Origin of the sequence: Pseudochrobactrum lubricantis (genome assembly GCF_041929865.1) — a bacterium.
GTDB classification, from domain to species: Bacteria; Pseudomonadota; Alphaproteobacteria; order Rhizobiales; family Rhizobiaceae; genus Pseudochrobactrum; species Pseudochrobactrum saccharolyticum.
Window position 1 is genome coordinate 56,886 of sequence record NZ_JBHEEE010000007.1, and the last position, 23,809, is coordinate 80,694.

A 23,809-nucleotide genomic window follows, 5' to 3' on the forward strand; every position below is an offset into this window, starting at 1 on the left:
ATAGGGAAAGTGAGGGCAGTTTTGTCTCAGGTAATATTCATTCCCGTTGAAACTGATCCGAGTGAAACACGGGTGGCGGCAACGCCGGAAACCGTGAAAAAGCTGATCGGTTACGGATTTAAGATAATCGTGGAAAGCGGTGCAGGTATTGCGTCGCGTATTACGGATCAGGCTTTTGCCGATGCCGGTGCGCAGATCGGTAAGACCGCCGATATTAAAACCGCGGATATTATTCTTAAACTTCGCCGTCCTTCATCCGCTGAACTGAAAAATTACAAAACCGGTGCCGTGCTGATCGCGATGCTTGATCCTTATGGCCATGAGGACAGTGTGGCGGCCATTGCGCAGGCAGGGCTGACTGCATTTACCATGGAATTTATGCCGCGCATTACCCGTGCGCAGGTGATGGATGTGTTGTCATCGCAGGCCAATCTTGCAGGCTATCAGGCGGTGATTGATGCCGCTGCGGAATATGGCCGTGCCATGCCGATGATGATGACCGCTGCCGGCACAGTACCAGCAGCCAAAGTTTTTGTGATGGGGGCAGGGGTTGCCGGTCTTCAGGCCATTGCGACCGCGCGTCGTCTCGGGGCTGTGGTGACGGCGACGGATGTGCGTCCTGCTGCCAAGGAACAGGTGGCATCGCTCGGTGCTAAATTTGTCGCTGTAGAGGATGACGAGTTCAAAGCGGCCGAGACTGCCGGTGGCTATGCCAAGGAAATGTCGAAAGACTATCAGGCAAAGCAGGCAGCGCTGGTTGCTGACCATATTGCCAAGCAGGATATTGTGATTACCACAGCGCTTATTCCGGGGCGTGCTGCGCCGCGTCTGGTGAGTGCGGCGATGGTTGCCAGCATGAAACCTGGCTCGGTGCTGATTGATCTGGCTGTTGAGCGTGGCGGCAATGTGGAAGGTGCGGTAGCGGGACAGGTTGTTGAAAAAGACGGCGTGAAAATTATCGGTCATATGAATACGGCCGGTCGCATCGCTGCTTCTGCGTCACAGCTTTATGCGCGCAATCTGTTCGCTTTCCTTGAAACGCTGGTCGACAAAGACACCAAACAGGTTGCTATCAATCTTGAAGATGAATTGGTGAAAGCAACGGTGCTGACCCATCAGGGCGCCATCGTGCATCCGGCTTTTGCTGATGCGAAAGCAGCACCGGTTGCTGTTGATAATAAGGCTGAAGCCGCGCCAAAGCCTGCCGTGAAGAAGGCTCCGGTTAAAAAAGCTGCTCCGAAAAAACCGGCTGCTGCAAAACCGGCAACCAAAACGGGTGCAAGCAAGAAAACCGTAAATGAAGCCGGAAATAAGGGGGATGAGGCATGAGTGCGGATTCTTTGAAAGAGGCGCTGGGTGGTCTCGACAAGGCGGTTGAAAACCTGCGTCAGGCTGCGGAAGGTCTGGGGAGCTCAGACTCGATCAGCAATGCTGTGCATGCCGCGAGTGGCGGTGTGATTGATCCTTTTGTATTTCAGCTGGCGATTTTCGTGCTGTCGATTTTTGTCGGTTATTACGTTGTCTGGTCGGTAACGCCTGCTTTGCACACACCTTTGATGGCGGTGACCAATGCGATTTCTTCGGTGATTGTCGTCGGTGCATTGCTGGCTGTCGGTCTTTCCCTTTCCGGCTGGGCAACCGGCTTCGGCTTTATCGCTCTGGTGCTGGCAAGCGTGAATATTTTCGGGGGCTTTCTCGTCACCCAGCGCATGCTCGCCATGTATAAGAAAAAAGACAAGTGAGGGGCTGAAACATGAGCGTTAATCTGGCAGCCTTTCTTTATCTCGTTTCCGGCGTGTTATTCATTCTGGCGCTGCGCGGTCTTTCCCATCCGACAACCAGCCGTCAGGGTAATTTTTACGGTATGCTCGGTATGGGCATTGCCATTGTCACCACGTTGATATTGGCGCAACCGTCTTTTGGCGGACTGGCGCTGATTGTGCTTGGGCTGGCAATCGGTGGCGGTATCGGTGCCGTTGTGGCCAAGCGTATTGCCATGACGGCAATGCCGCAGCTGGTGGCATTCTTCCACTCGCTGGTTGGTCTTGCGGCCGTGATGGTGGCCGCTGCGGCTCTCTACTCACCGCATTCTTTCGGTATCGGTGAAGTGGGGTCAATCCACGCACAGGCATTGGTGGAAATGTCGCTTGGCGTGGCCATTGGTGCCATTACCTTTACCGGCTCGATCATTGCCTATCTCAAGCTGGATGGTCGTATGTCGGGTAAGCCGATCATGCTGCCGTCACGGCATATCATCAATGCGGCACTGTTTATCGGCATCGTCGTTCTGGTGATCGTGCTGGCGATTACCGAAAGCCATCTGGTGTTCTGGGCGATTGTGCTGCTGTCCCTGCTGTTCGGTGTGCTGATCATTATCCCGATCGGCGGCGCGGATATGCCGGTGGTTGTGTCTATGCTCAACTCCTATTCCGGTTGGGCAGCGGCAGGTATCGGCTTTACGCTGGGCAATCTGGCACTGATTATCACCGGTGCGCTGGTCGGTTCTTCCGGTGCGATCCTGTCCTATATCATGTGTAAGGGCATGAACCGCTCGTTCATTTCTGTGATCCTTGGTGGTTTCGGCGGCGACACATCTGCTGGCGGTGCGGCTGGCGAAGTTGAGCAGCGTCCGGTCAAACAGGGCTCGGCAGATGATGCGGCTTTCATCATGAAGAATGCCGCCAAAGTCATCATCGTACCGGGTTATGGTATGGCGGTAGCACAGGCACAGCATGCGCTGCGTGAAATGGCCGACAAGCTGAAGGAAGAGGGCGTAGAAGTTAAATATGCCATTCATCCGGTGGCGGGTCGTATGCCGGGACATATGAACGTGCTGTTGGCGGAAGCCAATGTGCCTTATGATGAAGTCTTCGAGCTGGAAGATATCAACTCCGAATTTGCGCAGGCCGATGTGGCTTTCGTAATCGGTGCGAATGACGTGACCAATCCGGCAGCGAAAACAGACCCGCAGTCACCGATTTTCGGTATGCCTATTCTTGATGTGGATAAGGCCGGAACGGTGCTGTTTATCAAGCGCGGCATGGGTTCCGGCTATGCGGGCGTGGAGAATGAATTGTTCTTCCGTGACAACACCATGATGCTGTTTGCTGATGCAAAGAAGATGGTCGAAAATATCGTCAAAGCGCTGGATTAAACCGGTGCACTTCGGCAGATAAAAGAAAAGGCGGCTTTTGAGCCGCCTTTTTTATTGTGATTTGAGCAATATTTAATGCTGACTTTCTTACGCCTTTTCGGGCAAAAACACAGCCTGTCAGCAGGTTAGCGCGCTTTGCTGCATAAGAGATTCCGTTGCCCTTGGCTTATTGTCCGTAAACCAGTTTGTCCTGACGGGCACGCAGTTCTGCTAGGCGGGAGCCGGCAGGCAGAGCCGCATTGTTATAGGTGATCAGTTCACCTTTTTTGATTGGCTTCAGTACTTTGGCGCCGGTCAGCATTCCGCATGGAATGGCTTTGGCTGCGCGGGCTTCGCCGGCGGTCATGATCCATGCGCGGTAGCAATATTCACCGATCGCATCGAGGGTTTCGCCGACTGCCATATCTTTCTTGGCAACGGCTGCAACTTCCGCGGTCGGTTTGCTCAGCGGCACCATGTCGGCTTTGCCATAGAGCACTGCACGGGCGCAGGTGAGGGGCACTTCCAGCGAGGTCAGGTGGTACGGACGATGGAAGGTGAAATACGGGCCTTTACCCATTTTCAGATCTTCCATGCGCTCTGAAATACGCGGATGGGACATGTCCGCAACCACGAATACACCCGGAGCCACGCCTTTGCCGATGGTATAATCGACAACGCCCACACGGGAGAGCACGCCGCCGTCTTTCTCAGGGATGAGCGTTGAGGAGAGCTGGTCGAGTGTTGCGGCAGGGCCGTGCATACCGGCTTTATCCGGTACCAGACCGGTGGCATTGGCGATAGCCGCCATTTCCACCATGGTTTTGGAACCGTCAACGAACTCCACCAGCAGGCGCACATTCATATTCCGGCGCGTGGCTTCCTCGATATAATTATCAGGGATCGCATCAATATTGAGCGGATTGTTTTTACCCTTACCGGCGGCAACAATCGGATGCCCCATCGCGGTCACAAATTCGATCAGCTCCATACAAGCGGAAGGCTCATCACCGGCACCGAGCGAATAGACAACGCCAAGGCGGTCAGCCTCACTCTTCAGATAAGCGCCGATTGTCACATCAGCTTCAACATTCATCATTACGAGATGTTTGCCGTGCTCCATGGCACGCAGACCGATTTCCGCGCCAACAGCAGGAATACCGGTTGCATCAATCACCACGTCAATCAGGTCATTATTGAGAATGAGGTCTGCATTATCGGTAACAGCAATTTTATGAGCTTCGAGCGCAAGGCTCAGATCAGAACCGGTTCCGGTCTCACGCGCATGGCCTTGTTCACCATAAGCGATCTCGGCGGCTTTGAGAGCGCGCTGCGGATTGGTTTCCGAAATCGCGCCGATTTCAATGCCGGGCATATGGGCGACACGGGTCACAATATCGGTGCCCATTTCTCCGCAGCCGATCAGGCCGATGCGGATGGGTTTACCGGTATCGGCGCGGGCTTTCATATCACGAGCTAAGCCGGTGAGTGCGACATTGGTGGCCATGTTTGTTCTCCGGAGATAGTGTTTTGCGGGAGAATAACCCGCCTGATAATGATAGTTATAAAAGACTAGATTAAATATCAATTACTAAGGGGCTGCATCCGTGCGGCATGACAGAGCAGGAGTTTAAAGTGCTGGACAGCGTAACCAATAATAACTGGGATCTCGTGATTTTTGACTGTGACGGTGTGCTGGTCGACAGCGAACCGCTGGCTGCGCTGGCTTTTCATAATGTTTATGCCCGTCATAATATGCCGATTCCTGACGGTACGGTAGCCAAAGGCGTGGGAATGAAACAGGCGGATATTATTCGCCTGATCGGCGATCTGACCGGTCATTATCTGCCGGATGCAGCGCAAGATGATATCTGGCCGGAAACACATCGGGTGTTTTCTGAAGCCTTGCAACCTTGTGACGGCATTGCCGGTGTGCTGGAGCGCCTGAAGACCCGCAGTTGTGTGGCCTCATCGTCTTCGCCGCAGCGTATTGCTTTCAGTCTGGAAAAAACCGGTCTGATTAATGCTTTTGATGGCGCTCTGTATTCATCCACAATGGTCAAACGCGGTAAGCCTGCACCTGACTTGTTCCTGTTTGCCGCAGAGAAATTCGGTGCTGATCCGGCACGTTGTGTGGTGTTTGAGGATTCACCATTTGGTGTGGAGGGGGCTGTTGCCGCAGGTATGACAGCAATCGGTTATACCGGCGGCGGACATACTTATGCCGGACACACGGAAAAGCTTTTGGAAAAAGGTGCAAAAGCGGTTTATAGCAGCTGGAAAGAGATAGAGAATAACATTCTCTGAAAGTGCGAATCCATCATAAAGGTCTATAGCAATGAAAGATGCGATCACTCTGGATCAGCTGCGTGAAGCGATCGGCACGGAAATCGGCTGCTCCGAGTGGCGGGTGGTGACACAGGAAATGATCAACCAGTTTGCGGATGCAACGGATGATCATCAATATATCCATGTCGATCCGGTACGTGCGGCAGAAACACCTTTCGGCGGCACAATCGCCCATGGTTTTCTGACGCTTTCATTGCTCTCGACTTTGGCTTTTGAAGCACTGCCGATGCTGCAGGGCGCAACCATGGGCATCAATTACGGTTTTGACAGTGTACGGTTTATGTCGCCGGTTAAAACCGGAACCCGCGTCCGCGCCCGCTTCAAACTGGCTGATGCTGATATCCGTCCTTCCGGTCGTGTGGTCAATCATTATGATGTGACACTGGAAGTGGAAGGTATGGTCAAACCGGCTCTCACTGCGCGGTGGCTGACCATCGCTGTCGTCCCACCTGCTGAGTGAAGTTTCCGGCCAGAACGGGCTGCAAATGGCGTTTTTCTGCGCTTCCGATACCCACGTACTTTAGTACGCTCCGTTTCGGTTCTCGAAGAACACCATTTGCAGCCCGTTCTGGCCAGAAACGAGGCAGTGCCGTTTTAGTGTAATGTATCCAGCGGTGCAGGCTGATCGGGGTAATCGGTCAGCAGGGTTTTGAGCGCAAAAGGCCCGTGCAGGAACATGCCGATATCATAGGCATTTTTCTTCTGGCTGCCGGAAATAAACAGCAAATGCATTTTGAAGAAATTGCCCTTGGCCTGTTTGTAACGGACAGGGGAGTGAATATGTTTGAACCGGATATGCTGGATCAGCGGCGGATTGTTCGTCTGAATTTTCAGTGCTTTGGCAGGTTCTGAATTATAAAAATGGATGATATCCGTCAGCGCCTGAAATTCCGCCCAGAAAACCGGACTGTCGTTCATTAATACACGCACGTCTTCGCGCAAGGCTTTTGCGCGCGGATGCAGGGCAATCATCAGCAAACAGGAGCCGGCAGCAAGCAAAGAGACCGGCTGTTTGCGCAGGAGTTCCGGCTCGCTGCGCCAGACTTCAGCCAGCGCTTCTATTGCCGGTACAGTGCCGAGACTATGCCCCATAATGATAACTTCGTCAGCCTCACTGCTGCGCAGCTTTTTTGCCAGCATTTGTGCAAAAACCTGTTTGCGTTGGCGCAGGCTGGCACTATTGTCATAAATCCGGTCATAGGCGGCTGACCAGTCGTCGAGCAGATAGGAAATGAAAAGTTTTTCATCCAGTGCCCGTATCAGTCCGTAGCAAATGCCAAGCGCCAGCGGTAGCGACCAAAGCATGTGCAATGCGGAAAAGCCTGCCAGTACTGGTGCTGCTGTGATGCCGAGCGTTAAGGCCAGCATGGCCAGCACCATCAGAAACGGCCACATGAAAAACATGACAAACCGCCAGCTGGTGCGGCCATAGCGCCATAAGGTGCCGGTGAAGAGAATATTCAGAAAAGCGCGGCTGCCGGTGAACAGACGGTGTGGCAGGGAGCGCGCTGCATATTCATCAAAAATATCTGCGGTGCCGAACTGGCAGAATTCGCTTTGTGTTTCCCAGTTCTCGCCTTTGGCTGTCACCTGCATGGTGCCGCTGCCGTGATCTGCGTCGACCATCGGGGACAGGCTGGTTTTTGTGCCCCACAGCTTGTCAAAATCGCTCATAATTTTGCGATGACGCACGCGCACTGCCTTAGGGTGCAGCCCTTCATAACCTGTGAAATTAATGATGAGACGTTTTTTAATGGTCATGAAAAAGGTGCTTGTCAAAACAGAAGAGGGCAATACGGCGCAGAAGATGCTTTAGTGCGGTCTGCTGTAAATGAACAATCACATTAAAGCTATTATGCTTGCTCAAAATAAAAGTACCGCGCCTTTTAGAAGACGCGGTGCTTAAAGTGTAATTATGACAGTTTCAGGACGTTGAGGTTATCGTCAGACTGCCGCGTCCAATGCCCCTTCGCTCAGCAAGCCGAAAACATAGGTGCCAAAAGAGCGCCAGCATTCCAGCCGGAATTCTGTTTCAGACAAGCGCCACAGCACAATCTCAGCCTTGCCGAAAATCGTACGGGTAGCAGCGCCGACCGGAAAAACGGCCAGCGACAAATCCTGCGGACAGCCTGCATTGATTGTCGCTTCAGCTCCTTCACCGGAAATGATAACGCCGATATTGCGGTGCGACACATCCGTTGCAGCGTGTAGAATCTCCACACCTTGCAGATCGGCAAAAGGCGACTGCCCGCCGGTATCAATTACCAGCCATTCATCAGGGCCGAGCCACAATGCCGAGCGTTTGTCCTTGGTGGCGCTGTGTTTCGGTTTTTGCGGCAGGGTGACACCAAGGGCTTTGGACAGGGCTGCAACATCATTGGCGCGGGCGCGCAGCGAAATGCGCTCCGCCGGTTCAGCCGGAGTTATTTGCACCGAACCATTACCGGCACGGCGGTTGCCCAGAACTGTGATGCGCTGTGCGATTGCTTCGGAGTTAGACATGCAGGCGCTCTCCCTTTTCGTCAATAAAGACGGGGCCGGTTACTTCAACTTCAATCACACGATCCGGCATCGGCACGAACAGGGTCTTGCCGTGCAGGTTAAATCCATCATGCACCACAGCCATGGCAATGGAACGGCCGAGATTGGACGACCAGTAGGAAGAGGTGACGTGACCGAGCATTTTCATCGGTTTCGGCTGGTTCGGATCGGCAACGATCTGCGCACCTTCTTCCAGCACGGTGTTCGGATTTTTGGTCAGCAGGCCGACCAGTTGTTTGCGGCCTTCCGCCACCAGATCGGGACGGCGCATACCACGGATACCGACAAAGTCGGTTTTCTTCTTGGAAACAGCCCAGCCGACCGCTGCATCATGCGGGGTCAGAGTGCCGTCTGTATCCTGACCGACAATGATATAGCCTTTTTCAGCACGCAGAACATGCATAGTTTCCGTGCCGTAGAGGCAGGCGCCCATGGCCTTCGCACGCTCCCAGACGGCTTCCAGCACGGACTGACCGTAATCGGCGGGGACATTGATTTCAAAGCCCAACTCACCGGTAAAGGACATGCGGAACAGACGGGTCGGTACACCGCAGAATTTACCTTCTGCCACACTCATATGCGGGAAGGCTTCATTGGAAGTGTCAATGCCCTCAACAAATGGCGCAATAATCTCACGGGCTTTCGGCCCCTGAACGGCAATCACTGCCCATTGTTCGGTGGTGGAGGTCAGCCAGACATTGAGATGCGGGAACTCGGTCTGGAGATAATCTTCCATATGGTTGAGGACACGCGGCGCACCGCCGGTTGTGGTGGTGACGTGGAAGCGGTCATGCGCCATGCGGCCGACCACACCATCATCCATCACAAAACCGTCTTCACCGGTCATAATACCGTAGCGGCAGCGACCCGGTTTCAGCGTATCCCATGCATTGGTATACATCAGATTGAGGAATTCAGCGGCATCAGGTCCGACAACCTCGATCTTACCCAAGGTGGAAGCATCAAAAATACCAGCGACTTCGCGAACAGTTTTGCACTCGCGGGACACCGCATCATGCATGGTTTCACCGGCCTGCGGATAATACCATGCGCGTTTCCAGTTGCCGACATCCTCATAAACCGCGCCGTTCTGAGCCTCAAAATGATGCAGCGCAGTCTGGCGCGCCGGATCAAACAGATGATCGCGGGACGAGTTAATGAGCGTGCCGAAAGTCACCGGTGTATAAGGCTGGCGGAAAGTGGTGAGGCCGACCTGCGGGATCGGTTTGTTGAGCGCTTCCGAGGCAATCGCCAGCCCGTGCATGTTGGACATTTTACCCTGATCGGATGCCATGCCATTGGTGGTGAAGCGCTTGATATGTTCGATAGAGTGCATACCTTCACGCACGGCATTGCGGATATCCTTGGCGCAAACATCATGCTGGAAGTCGATAAACGCCTTCACATTGCTGTCAGGGCCTGCACCGGCTGTGGTGCCGACCATGCCGCCGCTCCAGCTATAGGCTGTTGTTGCACTGACAGTGGTGGTTGCTGATGCCTTGCCGCCGGTTGCAACACCGGCAGATGTGCCTGCTGCAACGGCCTCATCAATGGCTGCCTGCAAATCGTCGGTGCCGTTACAGGTGCCGACGCAGACGCAATCCTGTGCGTAAACATCCGGCAGAAAGCGCTGTTTGGCATCGTCAAAGCGCAGCTTACCGCGCGATTGCGAGAACAGATGCACCGATGGTGTCCAGCCGGAGGAGGTGATCAGCGCATCAATGGTATATTTGCGGCCTGACTTCGCGCCATTGGTGGCAACAGTCATGGATTTGACCCGCAGCTTGCCGCCGACAGTCAGCACACAATGATTGGTCAAAACCGGAATATTCAACCGGCGGGCTTCAGCCAGTACGGCTTCACCCGGATGGGCACGGGCATCGACAATCACCGGAATATCAACGCCTGCATTTTTCAGATCAAAGGCGGCTTCATAGGCGCTGTCATGGGCGGTGAAGACACCGACATGTGAGCCGACAGCCACACCGAAATGATTGAGATAGGTGCGGGCAGCCGAAGCCAGCATAACCCCCGGACGGTCATTATTGGCAAATACCATATGCCGTTCAATCGAACCGTTCGCGAGGATCACGCGTTTGGCACGCACCTGCCACAGGCGCTCACGCGCGGTGTTCTTCTCGGGCAAGGCAACATGGTCGGTGACACGCTCAGCCAAAGCCACGAAATTATGGTTGTAATAGCCGAAAGCCGTGGTGCGGGTGAGGACACGCACATTCGGCATTGCATTGAGTTCAGCCGCAGTGATCTGCGCCCATGCAAAACCATCCTGACCATTGATCTTGGTGCCGTTCTCGTGGTGCAGGGCACCACCAACTTCCGGCTGTTCATCGCAGAGGATGACTTTGGCACCGGTGCGTGCGGCAGCAAGCGCAGCACTTAAACCCGTCACGCCTGCGCCGACAACCAGCACATCACAATGCTCATAGCGGCCTGCATAACGGTCAGGGTCAGGTTCGGTTGGTGTAACGCCCAGACCTGCGGCGCGGCGGATGATCGGCTCATAGACCTTCTCCCACGCCTTTCTCGGCCACATGAAAGTCTTGTAATAGAAGCCTGCACCGAAGAAAGGCGAAAACAGATCATTCACTGCGCCGATATCGAAAGACAAAGACGGCCAGCGGTTCTGCGATTCCGAATGCATGCCGTCGAAAACTTCCTGCACGGTTGCCCGCACGTTCGGTTGGCGATGGGCTTTGTCGCGGGAAATATCCAGTAATGCATTCGGCTCTTCCGGCCCTGCAGACAGAAAGCCGCGCGGACGGTGATATTTGAATGAGCGCCCGATCAGATGAATATCATGGGCAAGCAGTGCAGAAGCGACAGTATCACCTGCCAATGCCGTATAGGTTTTGCCGTCAAAGGTGAAACGGGCGGTTTTCGCCGGGGTCAGACGGCCTTTGCCAGGTATGCGTTTTGAGCCGCTCATTTACCACTCTCCTTGGCCGCAACACTTTTCGTCTGTACGATTTGGCTCAGATCCGGTTTCGGCTCTCCGGCTTTATAGGTGAGCAGGAACTTGTCGCTCACAGTGTCGCGTGCCGCATTGAAGAAGCGGCCGCAGCCGTGAATATGCCGCCAGCGTTCAAAAATTACGCCTTTGGGATTGTCGCGCCAATAGAGAAACTCAACGAATTCCTCGTCCGAAAGTTCGGTTATATTGGTCGGGCGGGCAATATGAGCATCATGAGCGCTGCGGAATTCCAGCTCCGAGCGGTCTTCGCCGCAATAAGGGCAATGGATCAAAAGCATGATAATTATCCTTAGTGGGCTACGGCTGCAGCTGCAGCTTCGTCGATCAGACGACCGGTGCGGAAACGATCAAGCGTAAAGCCTGCGGCCAGCGGATGCGGTTCGCCACGGGCGATCAGATGGGCGAACAGATGGGCGGAACCCGGTGTCGCTTTGAAACCGCCGGTGCCCCAGCCTGCATTGACGAACAAGTTCGGCACAGGGGTTTTGCTCTGGATCGGTGCACGATCAACAGTGTTGTCAGTCACACCGCCCCATTGGCGCATCATTTTCACGCGGCGGAACATCGGGAACAATTCACAGATTGCATCCAGCGTATGGGTGATGATCTGCAAGCCGCCTGTCTGCGAATAGGAATTATACTGGTCGGTACCGGCGCCGATAACAAACTCGCCCTTATCCGACTGAGAAATATAGGCATGAACCGCATTGGACATGACCACGCATGGCACAATCGGCTTCATCGGTTCAGAAACCAGTGCCTGCAACGGGGAGCTTTGCAACGGTACGCGCACATCAGCCATATTCATGATGACCGAGGAGTGACCGGAAGCGGAAATACCGATTTTCTTGGCGCCGATAAAGCCGCGATTGGTCTCAACACCGCTGACACTGCCGTCCGCATTACGGCGAATGCCGAGCACTTCGCAATTCTGGATAATATGCACACCGCGATCAGAAGCTGCGCGGGCATAGCCCCATGCCACTGCATCGTGACGGGCAACGCCGCCGCGGCGTTGCAAGGCTGCGCCATTGATCGGATAGCGGGAATTTTGCGAAATATTCAGCGGCGGACAATAGGCTTTGGCCTGTTCCGGTGTCAGCCATTCATTGTCGATGCCATAGAGGCGGTTGGCATTGATGTGACGGCTGAAGGATTGCTTGTCATGGATATTATGCGACAGCATCAGCACGCCACGCGGCGAGAACATCACGTTGTAGTTGAGATCCTGTGACAGGTTCTCCCACATCTTGAGCGAATGCTCATAGATATTCATGCTCTCTTCATAGAGATAGTTGGAGCGGATGATAGTGGTGTTACGGCCGGTATTGCCGCCGCCGATCCAGCCTTTTTCCAGCACTGCAATATTGGTGATGCCGTGTTCTTTGGCCAGATAATAGGCGGCACCCAGACCGTGCCCGCCGCCGCCGACAATAATCACATCATAGTGAGAGCGCGGTTCCGGTGAAGCCCATTGCGGCTCCCAACCTTTATTTCCGCGCAGTGCTTCTCGGGCAACTGCAAATACTGAAAACTTACGCATAATGTCCCCTTATCTGGGCGCGGAAGATTTTTTCCGCCTGTTGGTTTAAAGTTAAACCATATGCCGACACTGACTTTGCCATTTTGCGACGGGTTTTGGCGTATCATGCGGTTTTTGTTTGCTGAAAAGCTCTCGCATCGCTGCGGGATGTCAGTGCGAAGGACTCACTTCATTCCGCATGAAAATTAGCGGAAAAAGCGACAGAGAATCTCTGTGAAATACGGGGTAAATTTTGCATTTGCAGATTAAAACCAATGCAATCTCCGCAAAGAAAAATGCAAATAAAACGTGATTTTTACGGTTAAAACTGTAATAATGAGGTTGATAAGGCCTGATCGGGCGCTGTGTTACGGATTCTGTGTGGACAATCGCGCCGGATACTGTTAAACGGCACTCGAATTTGCATCGGAAGGCCGTTGCGAAGTCTTAAGATTTCTCAGCCATAAGACGGCTCCTTTACCGGAACTGCCAGACTGTTTTTTCTTCGGGGCTCACCGGTGCCTTCAGGCTAAACTGAAAAATCTAACCGAAACGGAACGGGATTACACGTGCAGGTACTCGTACGCGATAATAATGTTGATCAGGCTCTCCGCGCTCTTAAGAAAAAGATGCAGCGTGAAGGTATTTTCCGCGAAATGAAAATGCGCGGTCATTATGAAAAGCCATCTGAAAAGCGCGCCCGCGAAAAGGCTGAAGCCGTTCGCCGTGCACGCAAGCTGGCTCGTAAGCGCGCACAGCGTGAAGGTCTGGTAGGCGGCGGCCGCGTAGCGGCTCGTTAAGTAACAAGTCGCGTAGCGGCCCGCTAATTAACGGGTCGCTTGGCGACCGGTTAATCAGACTGAACGCGTGGCTACAGGCTGCGTCGTTTCTGATCAGATATACTGATTAAGCAGCGCATGATCTCAGGGTCATGCGTTTTGCTTTGCGTTCAGGCCAGCTTTTCAGGCTTATTATGCCGGTTTTTGAGAACTGATGTAATATGAAGCTTTATTGTAAAAGTTGACCATACAGATATGTTTGCATCGCTGGAAAACAGCTTTAAGGTGGGGTGAGTATTCACTTCCGCCTTTTTCTGTATGGGCTGAGTGCATTGGCATGTCATAAAATATATGCAGTCTTACCATTTTCCGTCAGATACTGTGCAGAGCACAGGCCGGAATCTCAGGCCACAAGACTGCTTTTGAGGAGTGCGCGAATGGGATCTTTGGCAAGTGTGAAATTGACTTTGCGTGAACAGCGCCTTTCTTTGAATAAAGGTTTGCTGGTTGCAGCATCCTGTGCAGTTCTGGCTTTGGCGGGCTGTCAGAGTACTTCCAATTCCATACTTACGCCGGTTGATCTTGCGCAGGGATCCAGCGAGAATATCGGTTCGCTGACAACTGTTATTCAAAGCAATCCGCGTAATCCTGAAAGTTACAACGTGCGCGGCTCAGCCTATGGTAAAGCAGGGCGCTATCGCGAGGCGATGAAGGATTTTGATACGGCGATCCAGCTCGATCCGAATTATTATCAGGCCTATGCCAATCGCGCGCTGATCCAGCGTTATCTGAAGAATGAAGCGGCGGCTGTGCAGGATTATGGCCGCGCCATTCAGATCAATCCGCAATATGATGCAGCCTATATCGGCCGTGGTAATGTCTATCGTCAGGCAGGACGTCTGGACGAAGCGATGACGGATTTCAACCGTGCAATTCAGCTGGATACCACCGATGGCCGCGCTTACCACAATCGTGGTCTGATCTATCAGGCGCGCGGTCAGCACAAACAGGCGATTGAGGATTTCTCTGCTGCGGCTTCCCTGCAGTCGAATGCGCCGGAGCCTTATAATGGCCGCGGTATTTCCTATGCAGCGCTCGGCGATTATGACAATGCCTTTGATGATTTCAATACGGCTATCGGGCTGGATGACAAGATTGCGGAAAGCTGGGCCAATCAGGCGCTGGTCTATGAGCATCGCGGTGACAAGAAACGTGCTGCGGCTTCCTATGCCCGCGCGGTGCAGCTTGATCCGCAATATAAGCCTGCCAAGGATGGTCTGAGCCGTACACGGTAATTGTTCAGTCCTAAATAGACAGAGCATAGCAAGTTAAAGAGCCGCAGGATTCAGTATCCGGTGGCTCTTTTCTTATTTCTGAAGCTCTCTATATTATTGGCTATGTCTTTATTCGACCATATCGGCTTTGAGAGCCGGGATATTCCGGCATCCTACCAGTTTTACTCCGGCAGCATGGCTGCACTGGAGCTTAGGGTGTTGCAGACGGCGGATAATTTGTTTTTTGTCAGCGGGAATGCCCGCAGTCCTCTGCCATTCTTGCGGATTGTTGCGGCAAAATCTGCAAATGGTGCAGATTCTGCATCACAGCCGGGTCAGCATTTGCACCTTAAATTCAGCGCCAAAAGTCATGAGCAGGTTGAGGCTTTTCATCAGGCTGCACTCAGATCCGGCGGGCGGGAAAGCAGTGCGCCGTCCTATCAGGGGCCGAAGGAAATGGGTTATTTCGCGGCTCTGGTTTTTGATCCGGACGGTAATACGGTTGAAGTCGGCGTTCATGAGAAACACGGCTGACTTGACAAAGAGATAAAGAAAAGGCCGGTTTTCACCGGCCTTTTTTATTCAGAGCGGAACCGCTCTAAATTTTATTTTCTCGCATTATCCTACGCATCGAAGCAGGAAAGGAAATCAGTCCAGTGAACTGATTTCCCTGCGAAGGCGCTGCGCACTTTTGCTGGAAATGCTCTAGCGTTTAACGACGCGTTTATCGACTTTTTGTACCAACCTGTCACCGATCCACTGGATCAGGCAGACAAACACGATCAGAACGGCAACAACAGCGGCCATGATCGGATAGTTGAAACGCTGATAGCCATAGCGGATAGCAAGGTCGCCGAGACCGCCTGCGCCAATCGCACCGGCCATTGCGGATGCACCGATCAGCGTGACGATGGTAACTGTAAAGCCTGCGATCAGACCCGGCATGGATTCCGGTATCAGCACTTCTTTAATGATCGTCCAGCGGCTTGCACCCATGGAGCGGGCAGCTTCAATCAGGCCGTGGTCAACTTCACGCAGTGATACTTCAGCCATACGGGCATAATAAGGGATGGCGGCAATCGACAGCGGCACGATGGATGCCCATGTGCCCAGTGCAGTGCCCATAATCAGGCGTGTGAACGGGATGAGGGCAACCAGCAGAATAATGAACGGTACCGAGCGGAACGCATTGACGACCGCGCCGATAACACGGTTGACCGGAATATTCTGAAGCAGGCCGTTACGGTCTGTCAGGATCAGCAACAGACCAAGCGGCAGGCCGAAGAGCAATGTGAAGAAGCTGGAGAAACCCGTCATAATCAGAGTTTCGCCTAACGAGCGCCAGAGCAGATCAAGCATTGCGGGTGTCAGGAACTGAAACATATCCGGCAACCTCCGTTTCATCACAAATTGTCTTCAGAAAACCCACAGCCTTTTGCAAAGCTGTCTGGTCATGGGCGGGGAGGCCAAGGAATAATGTGCCGACCGGTTCTCCCTGAATCGTATCAATGCCGCCATGAACGAGGCGTGCATTGAGACCGGAAGCGGCGGCAATATCATTGATCAGTGGTCTGCGTGCAGATTCACCGGAGATGCGCAGACGGATAATCGCTTCTGAAGCTGATTGCGGGTTCTGCGTCAGCTGTGCGGCAATGCTTTCAGGCAGTGCAGGGGTCAGCATTTTCAGAAGGCTTTTGGTTGTATCGGCTTTCGGACGCGCAAAAACTTCCCAGACAGGGCCTTCTTCGGCAATATGCCCGTGATCCAGCACAATCACACGGTCCGCGATCTTGCGGATAACATCCATTTCATGGGTAATCAGCAGAATGGTCAGGCCGAGTTTCTGATTGATGTCTTTCAGCAGTGCCAGAATGGACTGGGTGGTTTCCGGATCAAGCGCGGAGGTTGCCTCATCCGACAAAAGCAGGCTCGGTTTGGCTGCAAGTGCACGGGCAATGCCGACACGCTGCTTCTGACCACCGGAAAGCTGTGCCGGATAATGCTGTGCACGCTCTGACAGGCCGACCAGTTCCAGCAATTCAGCAACGATTTTCTGACGTTCCGGTTTGGCAATACCGGCAATTTTGAGCGGCAGGGCAATATTCTGCGCCACGGTTTTGGCCGACATCAGATTGAAGTGCTGGAAAATCATGCCGATACGGCGGCGCACCGGCTGCAACTGACTTTCAGTGAGACCGGTGATTTCCTGACCTTCAATGATGACCGAGCCGCTATCAGGCCGTTCCAGACCGTTGAGGCAGCGGATGAGCGTTGATTTGCCCGCGCCGCTGCGGCCGATAATACCGAGAATTTCACCGCGCTGAACCGAGAGAGAAATATCATCCACGGCAGGTGTAGTGCCGAACATACGTTTAATATTGGAAAGTTTGACAACTTCGTCACCGGTCACGGGAGGCTGACCGGATGCGGAAGGCAGCTTTTGCTGCATATTCTTTGTTGGAACTGAAGTATTCACTTTATCCTCTGGAGCGCATCCCGAAAAATGCGAAGCGGTTTTCGGAAAAAATGCGCGTAAAAACAAGTAGATAGAGCATTTTCAAAGAGTTAATTTAAAATGAAACTGCTCGAGCTCTTTCTTTAAATTGAGGCAATAATAACGGAGCAAAATGGCAATGCTCAGAGTGCAAAACGGTCCGGATAAATCCGGACCGTTACTATGCGCGGTTTAAGCTTGGTTTGACAGCTCTTATTCCCAGGCAGGAATACCTGTGCTCTTATACGCACGGTCGAGTTCTGCTTTCACCGGCTCGTTCTGGAAAGCTGCAACAAGCGGTTTCACCCATGCTGCATCCTTGTCTTCAGTGCGGATGGCAATGAAGTTGCGGTAAGGATTGTTTTCTTTTACTTCCCAGCCGATAGCATCCTTCACAGGATCAAGACCGGATTTGGCTGCCCAGTTATTGTTGACGATGGCTGCATCAAGATCATCAATGGAAAGACCGACAACACCGGCATCCAGTTCTTTGATTTCAAGCTTCTTCGGGTTCTCAACAATATCAATCGGAGTTGCAAGAATGCCTGCATCCGGATTGAGTTTGATCAGACCTTTGCTTTCGAGAACGCGCAGGGCACGGCCTTCATTGGTCGGATCATTCGGAACGCCGACGATTGCGCCTTCTTTCAGATCTTCCAGCTTTTCAACTTTGCGGGAATAAATACCAATTGGCCAGAGGGCAGTGTAACCGGCAACGGAGATTTTGTAACCGTGCTGTTTGATCTGCTCATTCAGATATGGCTCATGCTGAAACGCATTGGCATTAATCTCTTTACGCTCCAGCGCTTCATTCGGCTGGGTGTAATCGTTGAAAATGACGGTTTCGATTTTGAGGCCTTCTTTTGCAGCCTGTTCAGCAACAACTTTCCACACATCTTCGTCTTCACCACCCATGATGCCGACTTTGATGGTTGTATCCTGTGCCTGAACCGACAGAGGTGCAGCAAATGCAACGCTCATGGCAACAGCGGAAAGCAGCATCATTTTCATGCCGGTGCGGCGCGAAATTAAGGTTTTGACGCGGGCGATATCTGACAACGACATTGCTGTTTTCCTTATAATTTTGGTCATTAAGCGGTGTCTCGCTTAATGGTTTTGCCTCACAAATCTCATACCTGTTTTCTCTCAAACGGAGGCAGGCGGATTGTGTGAGTATATTCTTCACAGAATGGTGTGCGATAACAAGGAAGTTTCGTCTACGAATTAAGTTTTATTAGAATATTTTTGCGTAATTTTGCTAAATCACGAATAAAACTATCGCAGATAAATATATGTTTATATTTAGCATTGTGCGTTTGGTAATAAGTTGCAGCTGTGCGGAATCGAAATTCATCACATAAAAACGCCCGCAATGCGAAGTGCATTACGGGCGTGATATGCGGATATGGCTTAGTTTTAATCGATGAAGACGCGTACGCTGGCGGCACGGCCAACCGCGTCAATCACGGTCAGTGTGGAATAGCCTGCACCATCGGGTTGCCAGAGGCCGGAGCGCTTGCGTGAGGCTTTATCCAGCGGCTTGCCATTGGCCAGCCAGATGAACGGTGCACGGCCGCCCTGCATTTTCAATGCCAGCGGTGCGGTGGTGCCGTCAGGCTGGTTGGTCAGTTCAACCCGTGCACCTTCCGGCGGAAACAGGATTTGCGGTGCGGATTCCCGCACGGACGCACTGACTAGTGGTGCGAGATAGGGTGTAAAGCGCCGCAACGATACCGGCAGCTCGGATTGGCGCAGCCTCATTGTACCGACCGGTGGGGCTGCAAGTGGGGTAAAGCCGACACCGGATTTGGAAAAGGCTTCAAACAGGATCGGTGCGGCGGAGCCATAACCACTTAACCCCGGAACAGCACCATTATCGGCACGGCCAACCCAGACACCCAGCACATAGCGGCCGTCAAAGCCAACTGACCATGCATCACGATAGCCGTAGCTGGTGCCGGTTTTATAGGCGAGGCCGCGCTGGAGTGACCCCAGCGGCGGTTTAACACCCGCAAGTACATCAGCCACCTGCCATGCGGCTGCGGGTTGCAGCAGCGGCTCACCGGAGGTTGCGCTCTTGTCATCTTTTATACGGTCATCCACGCCATTGGAAATGACGGTAGTTTTGCCGCGATTGGAAAGGCCGGTGTAAAGCTGCACCAGATCTTTAAGGCTGATGCCAAGCCCGCCAAGACCAATAGCCAGACCCGGTGTTTCCCCCGGTGGCAATGTGGTTTTAATGTCGGCGCGGTGCATCCGCACCATGAGGCGTGTGGCACCGACACTGTCGAGCAGGCGCACGGACGGTACATTAAGCGAGAGTTGCAGCGCCTCACGTACCGTCACATCGCCCTGATAGCTCATATCAAAATTGCGCGGGCGATAGCCGGAGAAATTGGTTGGCCGGTCTTCGATAATGGTTTCCTGCATCACCAGACCGTCTTCAAAAGCCAGCCCGAAGATGAAGGGTTTCAGCGCGGAGCCGGGGGAGCGCTGCACATTGGTCATATCAATCCAGCCGGAACGGCTGGAGTCGAAATAATCCGAAGAGCCGACTTCACCTATAATGTCACCAGTGATCGCATCGGCCATGACCATGGCGACGGAGATTTTAGGGCCGAGGCGCTTGGCGGAATCCATTGCCACGGTTTCCAGTGCCTGCTGCACGGAACGCTTGAGCGTCACATGATGCACATTGACTTGCGGGTCTTTGCGCAATGCGGTTTCACTGACATGCGGGGCAAGGGCAGGCATGGCCAAGCGGCGTTTCGGTATGGCCAGATGGGCGGCGCGGTCTGCCTCATCATTACCGATCAGCGACACGACCGCCAAGCGGTTCAGCACACGGTCACGGGCGGCACGGGCATTATCAGGATAGCGGTCGGGACGGCGGCGCTCGGGCAATTGCGGCAGGGCAATCAGCAGAGCTGCTTCCGAGGTTGTGAGCCTGCGCGGTTCCTTGCCGAAATAGGCAAGGCTCGCAGCACGGATGCCTTCAAGATTGCCGCCAAAAGGCGCAAGCGTCAGATAAGCATCAAGGATTTCTTCTTTCGACAGGCGACGCTCGATTTGCACGGCGCGCAGCATCTGGCGGAACTTGGCAATAAAGGAACGCTCCGTGCGCGGTTCAATCAGGCGCGCAACCTGCATCGACAGAGTGGAGCCGCCGGAGATAATGCGCCCGTGGCTGGCAAGCTGTATGGCTGCACGCCCCATGGCACGCGGATCAATACCGCCATGGTCGCGAAAACGCTGATCCTCATAGGCAATCAGCATGTCAATAAATTGCGGATCGACATCTTTATGGGTGGTAGCGAGCCGCCAGTGACCGGACGGAATAGCAAAGGCACGCAATAGATTACCGTCGCGATCCATCACTTCTTTGGATGTCTGGTTGACAACTTCCAGCGGTGGCGGAAAAGCCTTGTCGAGAATTTCCAGACTGGCCCATGTCACAGCCAGAGCGATTGCAGTGCCGCTCAAGATCATGAGCTTTTTATGCAAGCGCGGTTTTTTAAGGGGCTGGGTCTCGGCCAAAAGCTGTCTCCGCCTGCATGAACAGGCTAATCCGGAACGGTTGATTGTACCGCCCTTATATTATTGCATATAACAGGGCAGAAAATAACGGGGAACACCATGATCGACAAGCTGGAATATTTCATTGCGCTTGCGCGGGAAAAACACTTCGGCAAAGCGGCAGAAGATTGCGGCATTACCCAGCCGACATTGTCCGCCGGTATCCGCCAGCTTGAAGATATGCTGGGGGTGATGCTGGTGCAGCGCGGGTCGCGCTTTCAGGGGCTGACACCGGAAGGCCAGCGTGTGCTGGAATGGGCGCGGCGCATTGTCGGTGATGCGCGGACGATGAAAGAAGAGATGCGGGCAGCGCGTTTCGGCCTTGGCGGGCATATTCGGATAGCGGCAATTCCCACCGCACTGGCGATGGTCTCGCAGCTGACAACGCCGTTCCGCGAGAAGCATCCCGATGTGACTTTTACGATCATTTCCCGCACCTCTGTTGAAGTGCTGGCAGCGCTGGAGAATTTCGATATTGATGCCGGAATCAGCTATCTGGACAATGAACCGCTGGGAAAAGTGACAGCGGTGCCGATTTATCGTGAGAGCTATCAGCTGATTACCTCGGTCGGCAGCCGGTTTTCGGAGCGTGAAAATGTCACATGGGCGGAAGTCGGCAGTTTGCCGCTCTGTCTGCTGACAAGCGATATGCAGAACCGCAGGATTATCAATCAGCATCTGGCGCAGGCGGGAGTAACCGTGCAGCCGACACTGGAATCCAATTCCATGATTGTGCTGTTTTCTCACATCCGTACCGGCAAATGGGCGAGCATTATGCCGCTCAATCTTTCCCAGATTCTGGGCTTTAGCGAGCCGATCCGCTCTATTCCGATTGTTGAGCCGCAGGCCAGCCATAGTGTCGGGCTGATTGCTGCGCAGCGTGAACCGCACACGCCGCTGATTGCGGCTTTGCTGCATGAAGCAAGAGCATTGTCGCGCATTATGATGCCGCTCACTTGATAGATTTTTTCTATTGACTGACGGTTTTACCCTATTGAATCAGGGGCGCAGTTTTGATCTGTTCTAAGATGGGGAACAGAAATATAAATTTGCGGGAGGCTTTGACGTCAATGTCAGGCTCGGATTCAGTTTTTACCAGAAGCGCAGGCACGTCATCTCAAAAGTCTGATGTCGCCGGGCGCACGATAGATGTTATCAATGAGTATAAAGCCATTGAGGGCCCGCTGCTTCCTGTCTTGCACGCCATACAGGAAGAATTCGGCTATGTACCGGCGGAAACACTGACACTCATTGCCGAGGCACTGAACCTGTCGCGCGCAGAAGTGCACGGCGTTATGACTTTTTATCACGATTTTCGCGCATCGCCGACCGGTCGCCATGTGATCCGGCTGTGCCGCGCTGAGGCCTGCCAGTCTATGGACGGCGACCGTGTGGCAGAAGCGGTGCAAAAATTGCTCGGTATCGGCTGGGGTGAAACAACCGGCGACGGTAAAATCACGCTTGAGGCGGTTTATTGTCTTGGTCTGTGTGCCTGTGCGCCTGCGGCGCAAGTGGATGACCGGCTGATCGGTCGCCTGAATGAAGGCAAGGCAGAACGATTAATTGCGGAGGCACGGGCATGAGTGTAACAATTTATGTGCCATGTGACGCTGCCGCTCTGGCGCTTGGTGCCGATGAAGTGGCGTATGCCATTGCCGGTGAAGCCGTAAAGCGCGGTCTGGACATCAAGCTCGTACGCAATGGCTCCCGTGGCATGGTCTGGCTGGAGCCGCTGGTGGAAGTGGCAACGAGCAAAGGCCGCGTTGCCTATGGCCCTGTGGATGTGTCTGATGTGGCCTCGTTGTTTGACAGCGGCTTGCTTGAGGGCAAAGACCACCCACTGTCGCTGGGACTGACCGAAGAAATCCCGTTTCTCAAAAAACAAACCCGTCTGACTTTCGCCCGTTGCGGTGTGACCGATCCTTTGTCGCTGGATGATTACCGCGCCCATGACGGCTTGAAAGGTCTGCAAAACGCGATTGCGATGCAGCCTGCGGATATTGTGGCGCAGGTCACGGATTCCGGTTTGCGCGGCCGTGGCGGTGCCGGTTTCCCGACCGGTATCAAATGGAAAACCGTTCACGATGCGCAAGGTGCGCGTAAATATATTGTCTGCAATGCGGACGAGGGTGACAGCGGTACTTTTGCCGACCGTATGATTATGGAAGGTGATCCTTTCGTTCTCATTGAGGGTATGGCGATTGCCGGTATCGCAGTGGGTGCGACCAAAGGCTATCTCTATACGCGTTCCGAATATCCGGATGCGATTGCGATGATGAAGCAGGCCGTCGAGATTGCCCGCAAAGCCGGTGTGCTCGGCGCATCAGTGATGGGCTCGCGTTTCGCCTTTGATATGGAAGTGCGCACCGGTGCCGGTGCTTATGTCTGCGGTGAAGAAACCGCTCTGCTGGAAAGTCTTGAAGGTAAGCGTGGACTGGTGCGCGCCAAGCCGCCATTGCCTGCCCATAAAGGCCTGTTCGGCAAACCGACCGTCATCAATAATGTGATCTCTCTGGCCTCTGTTCCGGTGATTATGGACAAGGGCGCTGCCTATTACCGTGATTTTGGTATGGGGCGCTCGCGTGGTACAATTCCGCTGCAGATTGCCGGTAATGTTAAATATGGCGGGTTGTTTGAAACCGCTTTCGGCCTGACACTGGGCGAGATTGTCGATGAGATCGGCGGCGGTACCGCAAGTGGTCGTCCGGTTAAGGCGGTTCAGGTCGGCGGACCGCTGGGTGCTTACTTCCCGCGCGCATTGTTCGATACACCGTTTGATTATGAAGCCTTTGCCGCCAAAGATGGTCTGATCGGTCATGCCGGTCTGGTGGTCTTTGATGATCGGGCAGATATGCTGAAACAGGCGCGTTTTGCGATGGAATTCTGTGCCATTGAATCCTGCGGGAAATGCACCCCATGCCGCATCGGCTCGACACGCGGTGTTGAAGTGATCGACAGAATTGCAGCCGGTTCAGAACCCGATACGCAGATCGAAATTCTGACAGATCTTTGCCAGACAATGAAATTCGGCTCCCTTTGTGCGCTTGGCGGCTTTGCCCCTTATCCGGTGATGAGTGCCCTGACGCATTTTGAAGAGGATTTTCGCCCGCGCCCTGAAAGCCAGACTTTCGTGCAGGCAGCGGAATAGG

Annotated in this window: 20 protein-coding genes and 1 pseudogene; 11 read left to right on the forward strand and 10 right to left on the reverse strand. The window is 53.6% G+C overall.

Annotation, left to right across the window (positions count from 1 at the left end; all coding sequences use genetic code 11):
• The first annotated feature begins 21 nt into the window (after nucleotides 1-21).
• From JNC80_RS14870 to JNC80_RS14880, 3 genes are read left to right on the forward strand one after another with little or no spacing between them, the layout of a single operon-like run.
• The gene (locus JNC80_RS14870) at nucleotides 22-1,329 is read left to right on the forward strand and encodes a Re/Si-specific NAD(P)(+) transhydrogenase subunit alpha (protein WP_376710739.1); all 1,308 of its coding nucleotides are present in this window, start codon (nucleotides 22-24) and stop codon (nucleotides 1,327-1,329) included.
• A complete protein-coding gene (locus JNC80_RS14875; protein WP_116088865.1) occupies nucleotides 1,326-1,742 on the forward strand; it encodes an NAD(P) transhydrogenase subunit alpha part 2 in 417 nt (138 codons plus the stop codon). The genes JNC80_RS14870 and JNC80_RS14875 overlap by 4 nt, the downstream gene beginning before the upstream one ends.
• Before the next feature lie 11 nt (nucleotides 1,743-1,753).
• Nucleotides 1,754-3,154: an NAD(P)(+) transhydrogenase (Re/Si-specific) subunit beta gene (locus tag JNC80_RS14880; protein WP_151160098.1), complete on the forward strand. Its 1,401-nt coding sequence runs from the start codon at nucleotides 1,754-1,756 to the stop codon at nucleotides 3,152-3,154.
• A 166-nt stretch (nucleotides 3,155-3,320) separates the two neighbouring features.
• On the opposite strand, the gene JNC80_RS14885 is transcribed toward JNC80_RS14880, so the two are convergent.
• Nucleotides 3,321-4,640 carry an NAD(P)H-dependent oxidoreductase gene (locus tag JNC80_RS14885; RefSeq protein ID WP_376710740.1) on the reverse strand — a complete coding sequence of 440 codons (1,320 nt, stop codon included), beginning with the start codon at nucleotides 4,638-4,640 and terminating at the stop codon, nucleotides 3,321-3,323.
• A 131-nt stretch (nucleotides 4,641-4,771) separates the two neighbouring features.
• Here JNC80_RS14885 and JNC80_RS14890 point away from each other — a divergent pair, with 131 nt between their 5' ends.
• Both JNC80_RS14890 and JNC80_RS14895 read left to right on the forward strand, forming a co-directional pair.
• Nucleotides 4,772-5,440 (forward strand): HAD family hydrolase, encoded by a 669-nt coding sequence (locus JNC80_RS14890; RefSeq protein ID WP_028234005.1) that lies wholly within the window; start codon nucleotides 4,772-4,774, stop codon nucleotides 5,438-5,440.
• A 31-nt stretch (nucleotides 5,441-5,471) separates the two neighbouring features.
• Nucleotides 5,472-5,942: a MaoC family dehydratase gene (locus JNC80_RS14895; RefSeq protein WP_022712508.1), complete on the forward strand. Its 471-nt coding sequence runs from the start codon at nucleotides 5,472-5,474 to the stop codon at nucleotides 5,940-5,942.
• A gap of 134 nt (nucleotides 5,943-6,076) precedes the next feature.
• On the opposite strand, the gene JNC80_RS14900 is transcribed toward JNC80_RS14895, so the two are convergent.
• From JNC80_RS14900 to JNC80_RS14920, 5 genes are all read right to left on the reverse strand, one after another.
• Nucleotides 6,077-7,243: an alpha/beta hydrolase gene (locus JNC80_RS14900; RefSeq protein ID WP_376710741.1), complete on the reverse strand. Its 1,167-nt coding sequence runs from the start codon at nucleotides 7,241-7,243 to the stop codon at nucleotides 6,077-6,079.
• Nucleotides 7,244-7,426: 183 nt separating this feature from the next.
• A complete protein-coding gene (locus tag JNC80_RS14905; protein WP_376710742.1) occupies nucleotides 7,427-7,984 on the reverse strand; it encodes a sarcosine oxidase subunit gamma in 558 nt (185 codons plus the stop codon).
• Entirely contained in the window at nucleotides 7,977-10,970 is a 2,994-nt protein-coding gene (locus JNC80_RS14910; RefSeq protein ID WP_376710743.1) for a sarcosine oxidase subunit alpha, read from the reverse strand. The genes JNC80_RS14905 and JNC80_RS14910 overlap by 8 nt, the downstream gene beginning before the upstream one ends.
• Complete coding sequence (locus JNC80_RS14915) at nucleotides 10,967-11,293, reverse strand: sarcosine oxidase subunit delta (protein WP_022712512.1); 327 nt, start codon at nucleotides 11,291-11,293, stop codon at nucleotides 10,967-10,969. Before JNC80_RS14915 ends, JNC80_RS14910 begins: the two co-directional genes overlap by 4 nt.
• An 11-nt stretch (nucleotides 11,294-11,304) precedes the next feature.
• A complete protein-coding gene (locus JNC80_RS14920) occupies nucleotides 11,305-12,558 on the reverse strand; it encodes a sarcosine oxidase subunit beta family protein (protein WP_376710744.1) in 1,254 nt (417 codons plus the stop codon).
• 548 nt (nucleotides 12,559-13,106) lie between these two features.
• On the opposite strand from JNC80_RS14920, the gene rpsU reads away from it, so the two are divergent.
• From rpsU to JNC80_RS14935, 3 genes and pseudogenes are all read left to right on the forward strand, one after another.
• Nucleotides 13,107-13,337, forward strand: a complete 231-nt coding sequence (gene rpsU / locus JNC80_RS14925; protein ID WP_022712514.1) for a 30S ribosomal protein S21 — start codon at nucleotides 13,107-13,109, stop codon at nucleotides 13,335-13,337.
• A gap of 476 nt (nucleotides 13,338-13,813) precedes the next feature.
• Nucleotides 13,814-14,611 (forward strand): annotated as a pseudogene (locus JNC80_RS14930) (tetratricopeptide repeat protein); the annotation flags it as partial.
• Between the two features lie 102 nt (nucleotides 14,612-14,713).
• A complete protein-coding gene (locus tag JNC80_RS14935) occupies nucleotides 14,714-15,124 on the forward strand; it encodes a VOC family protein (RefSeq protein ID WP_075657162.1) in 411 nt (136 codons plus the stop codon).
• Between the two features lie 171 nt (nucleotides 15,125-15,295).
• Here the strand turns inward: JNC80_RS14935 and JNC80_RS14940 are convergent, their stop codons facing one another.
• From JNC80_RS14940 to pbpC, 4 genes are all read right to left on the reverse strand, one after another.
• Nucleotides 15,296-15,961 carry a methionine ABC transporter permease gene (locus tag JNC80_RS14940; RefSeq protein WP_122092538.1) on the reverse strand — a complete coding sequence of 222 codons (666 nt, stop codon included), beginning with the start codon at nucleotides 15,959-15,961 and terminating at the stop codon, nucleotides 15,296-15,298.
• On the reverse strand, nucleotides 15,942-17,039 hold the full coding sequence (locus JNC80_RS14945) for a methionine ABC transporter ATP-binding protein (protein ID WP_376710808.1): 1,098 nt from the start codon (nucleotides 17,037-17,039) through the stop codon (nucleotides 15,942-15,944). The genes JNC80_RS14940 and JNC80_RS14945 overlap by 20 nt, the downstream gene beginning before the upstream one ends.
• 258 nt (nucleotides 17,040-17,297) lie before the next feature.
• Complete coding sequence (locus JNC80_RS14950) at nucleotides 17,298-18,149, reverse strand: MetQ/NlpA family ABC transporter substrate-binding protein (protein ID WP_376710745.1); 852 nt, start codon at nucleotides 18,147-18,149, stop codon at nucleotides 17,298-17,300.
• A 351-nt stretch (nucleotides 18,150-18,500) separates the two neighbouring features.
• Nucleotides 18,501-20,573, reverse strand: coding sequence for a penicillin-binding protein 1C (gene pbpC, locus JNC80_RS14955; protein ID WP_376710809.1), 2,073 nt, complete (start codon nucleotides 20,571-20,573; stop codon nucleotides 18,501-18,503).
• A 147-nt stretch (nucleotides 20,574-20,720) separates the two neighbouring features.
• Here pbpC and JNC80_RS14960 point away from each other — a divergent pair, with 147 nt between their 5' ends.
• The 3 genes from JNC80_RS14960 (at nucleotide 20,721) to JNC80_RS14970 (ending at nucleotide 23,808) form a co-directional block, all read left to right on the forward strand.
• Nucleotides 20,721-21,620, forward strand: coding sequence for a LysR family transcriptional regulator (locus JNC80_RS14960; RefSeq protein ID WP_022712521.1), 900 nt, complete (start codon nucleotides 20,721-20,723; stop codon nucleotides 21,618-21,620).
• Nucleotides 21,621-21,730: 110 nt separating this feature from the next.
• Nucleotides 21,731-22,243 carry a formate dehydrogenase subunit gamma gene (locus JNC80_RS14965; RefSeq protein ID WP_376710746.1) on the forward strand — a complete coding sequence of 171 codons (513 nt, stop codon included), beginning with the start codon at nucleotides 21,731-21,733 and terminating at the stop codon, nucleotides 22,241-22,243.
• Nucleotides 22,240-23,808, forward strand: a complete 1,569-nt coding sequence (locus JNC80_RS14970; protein WP_376710747.1) for a formate dehydrogenase beta subunit — start codon at nucleotides 22,240-22,242, stop codon at nucleotides 23,806-23,808. Before JNC80_RS14965 ends, JNC80_RS14970 begins: the two co-directional genes overlap by 4 nt.
• Nucleotide 23,809 lies beyond the last annotated feature (1 nt).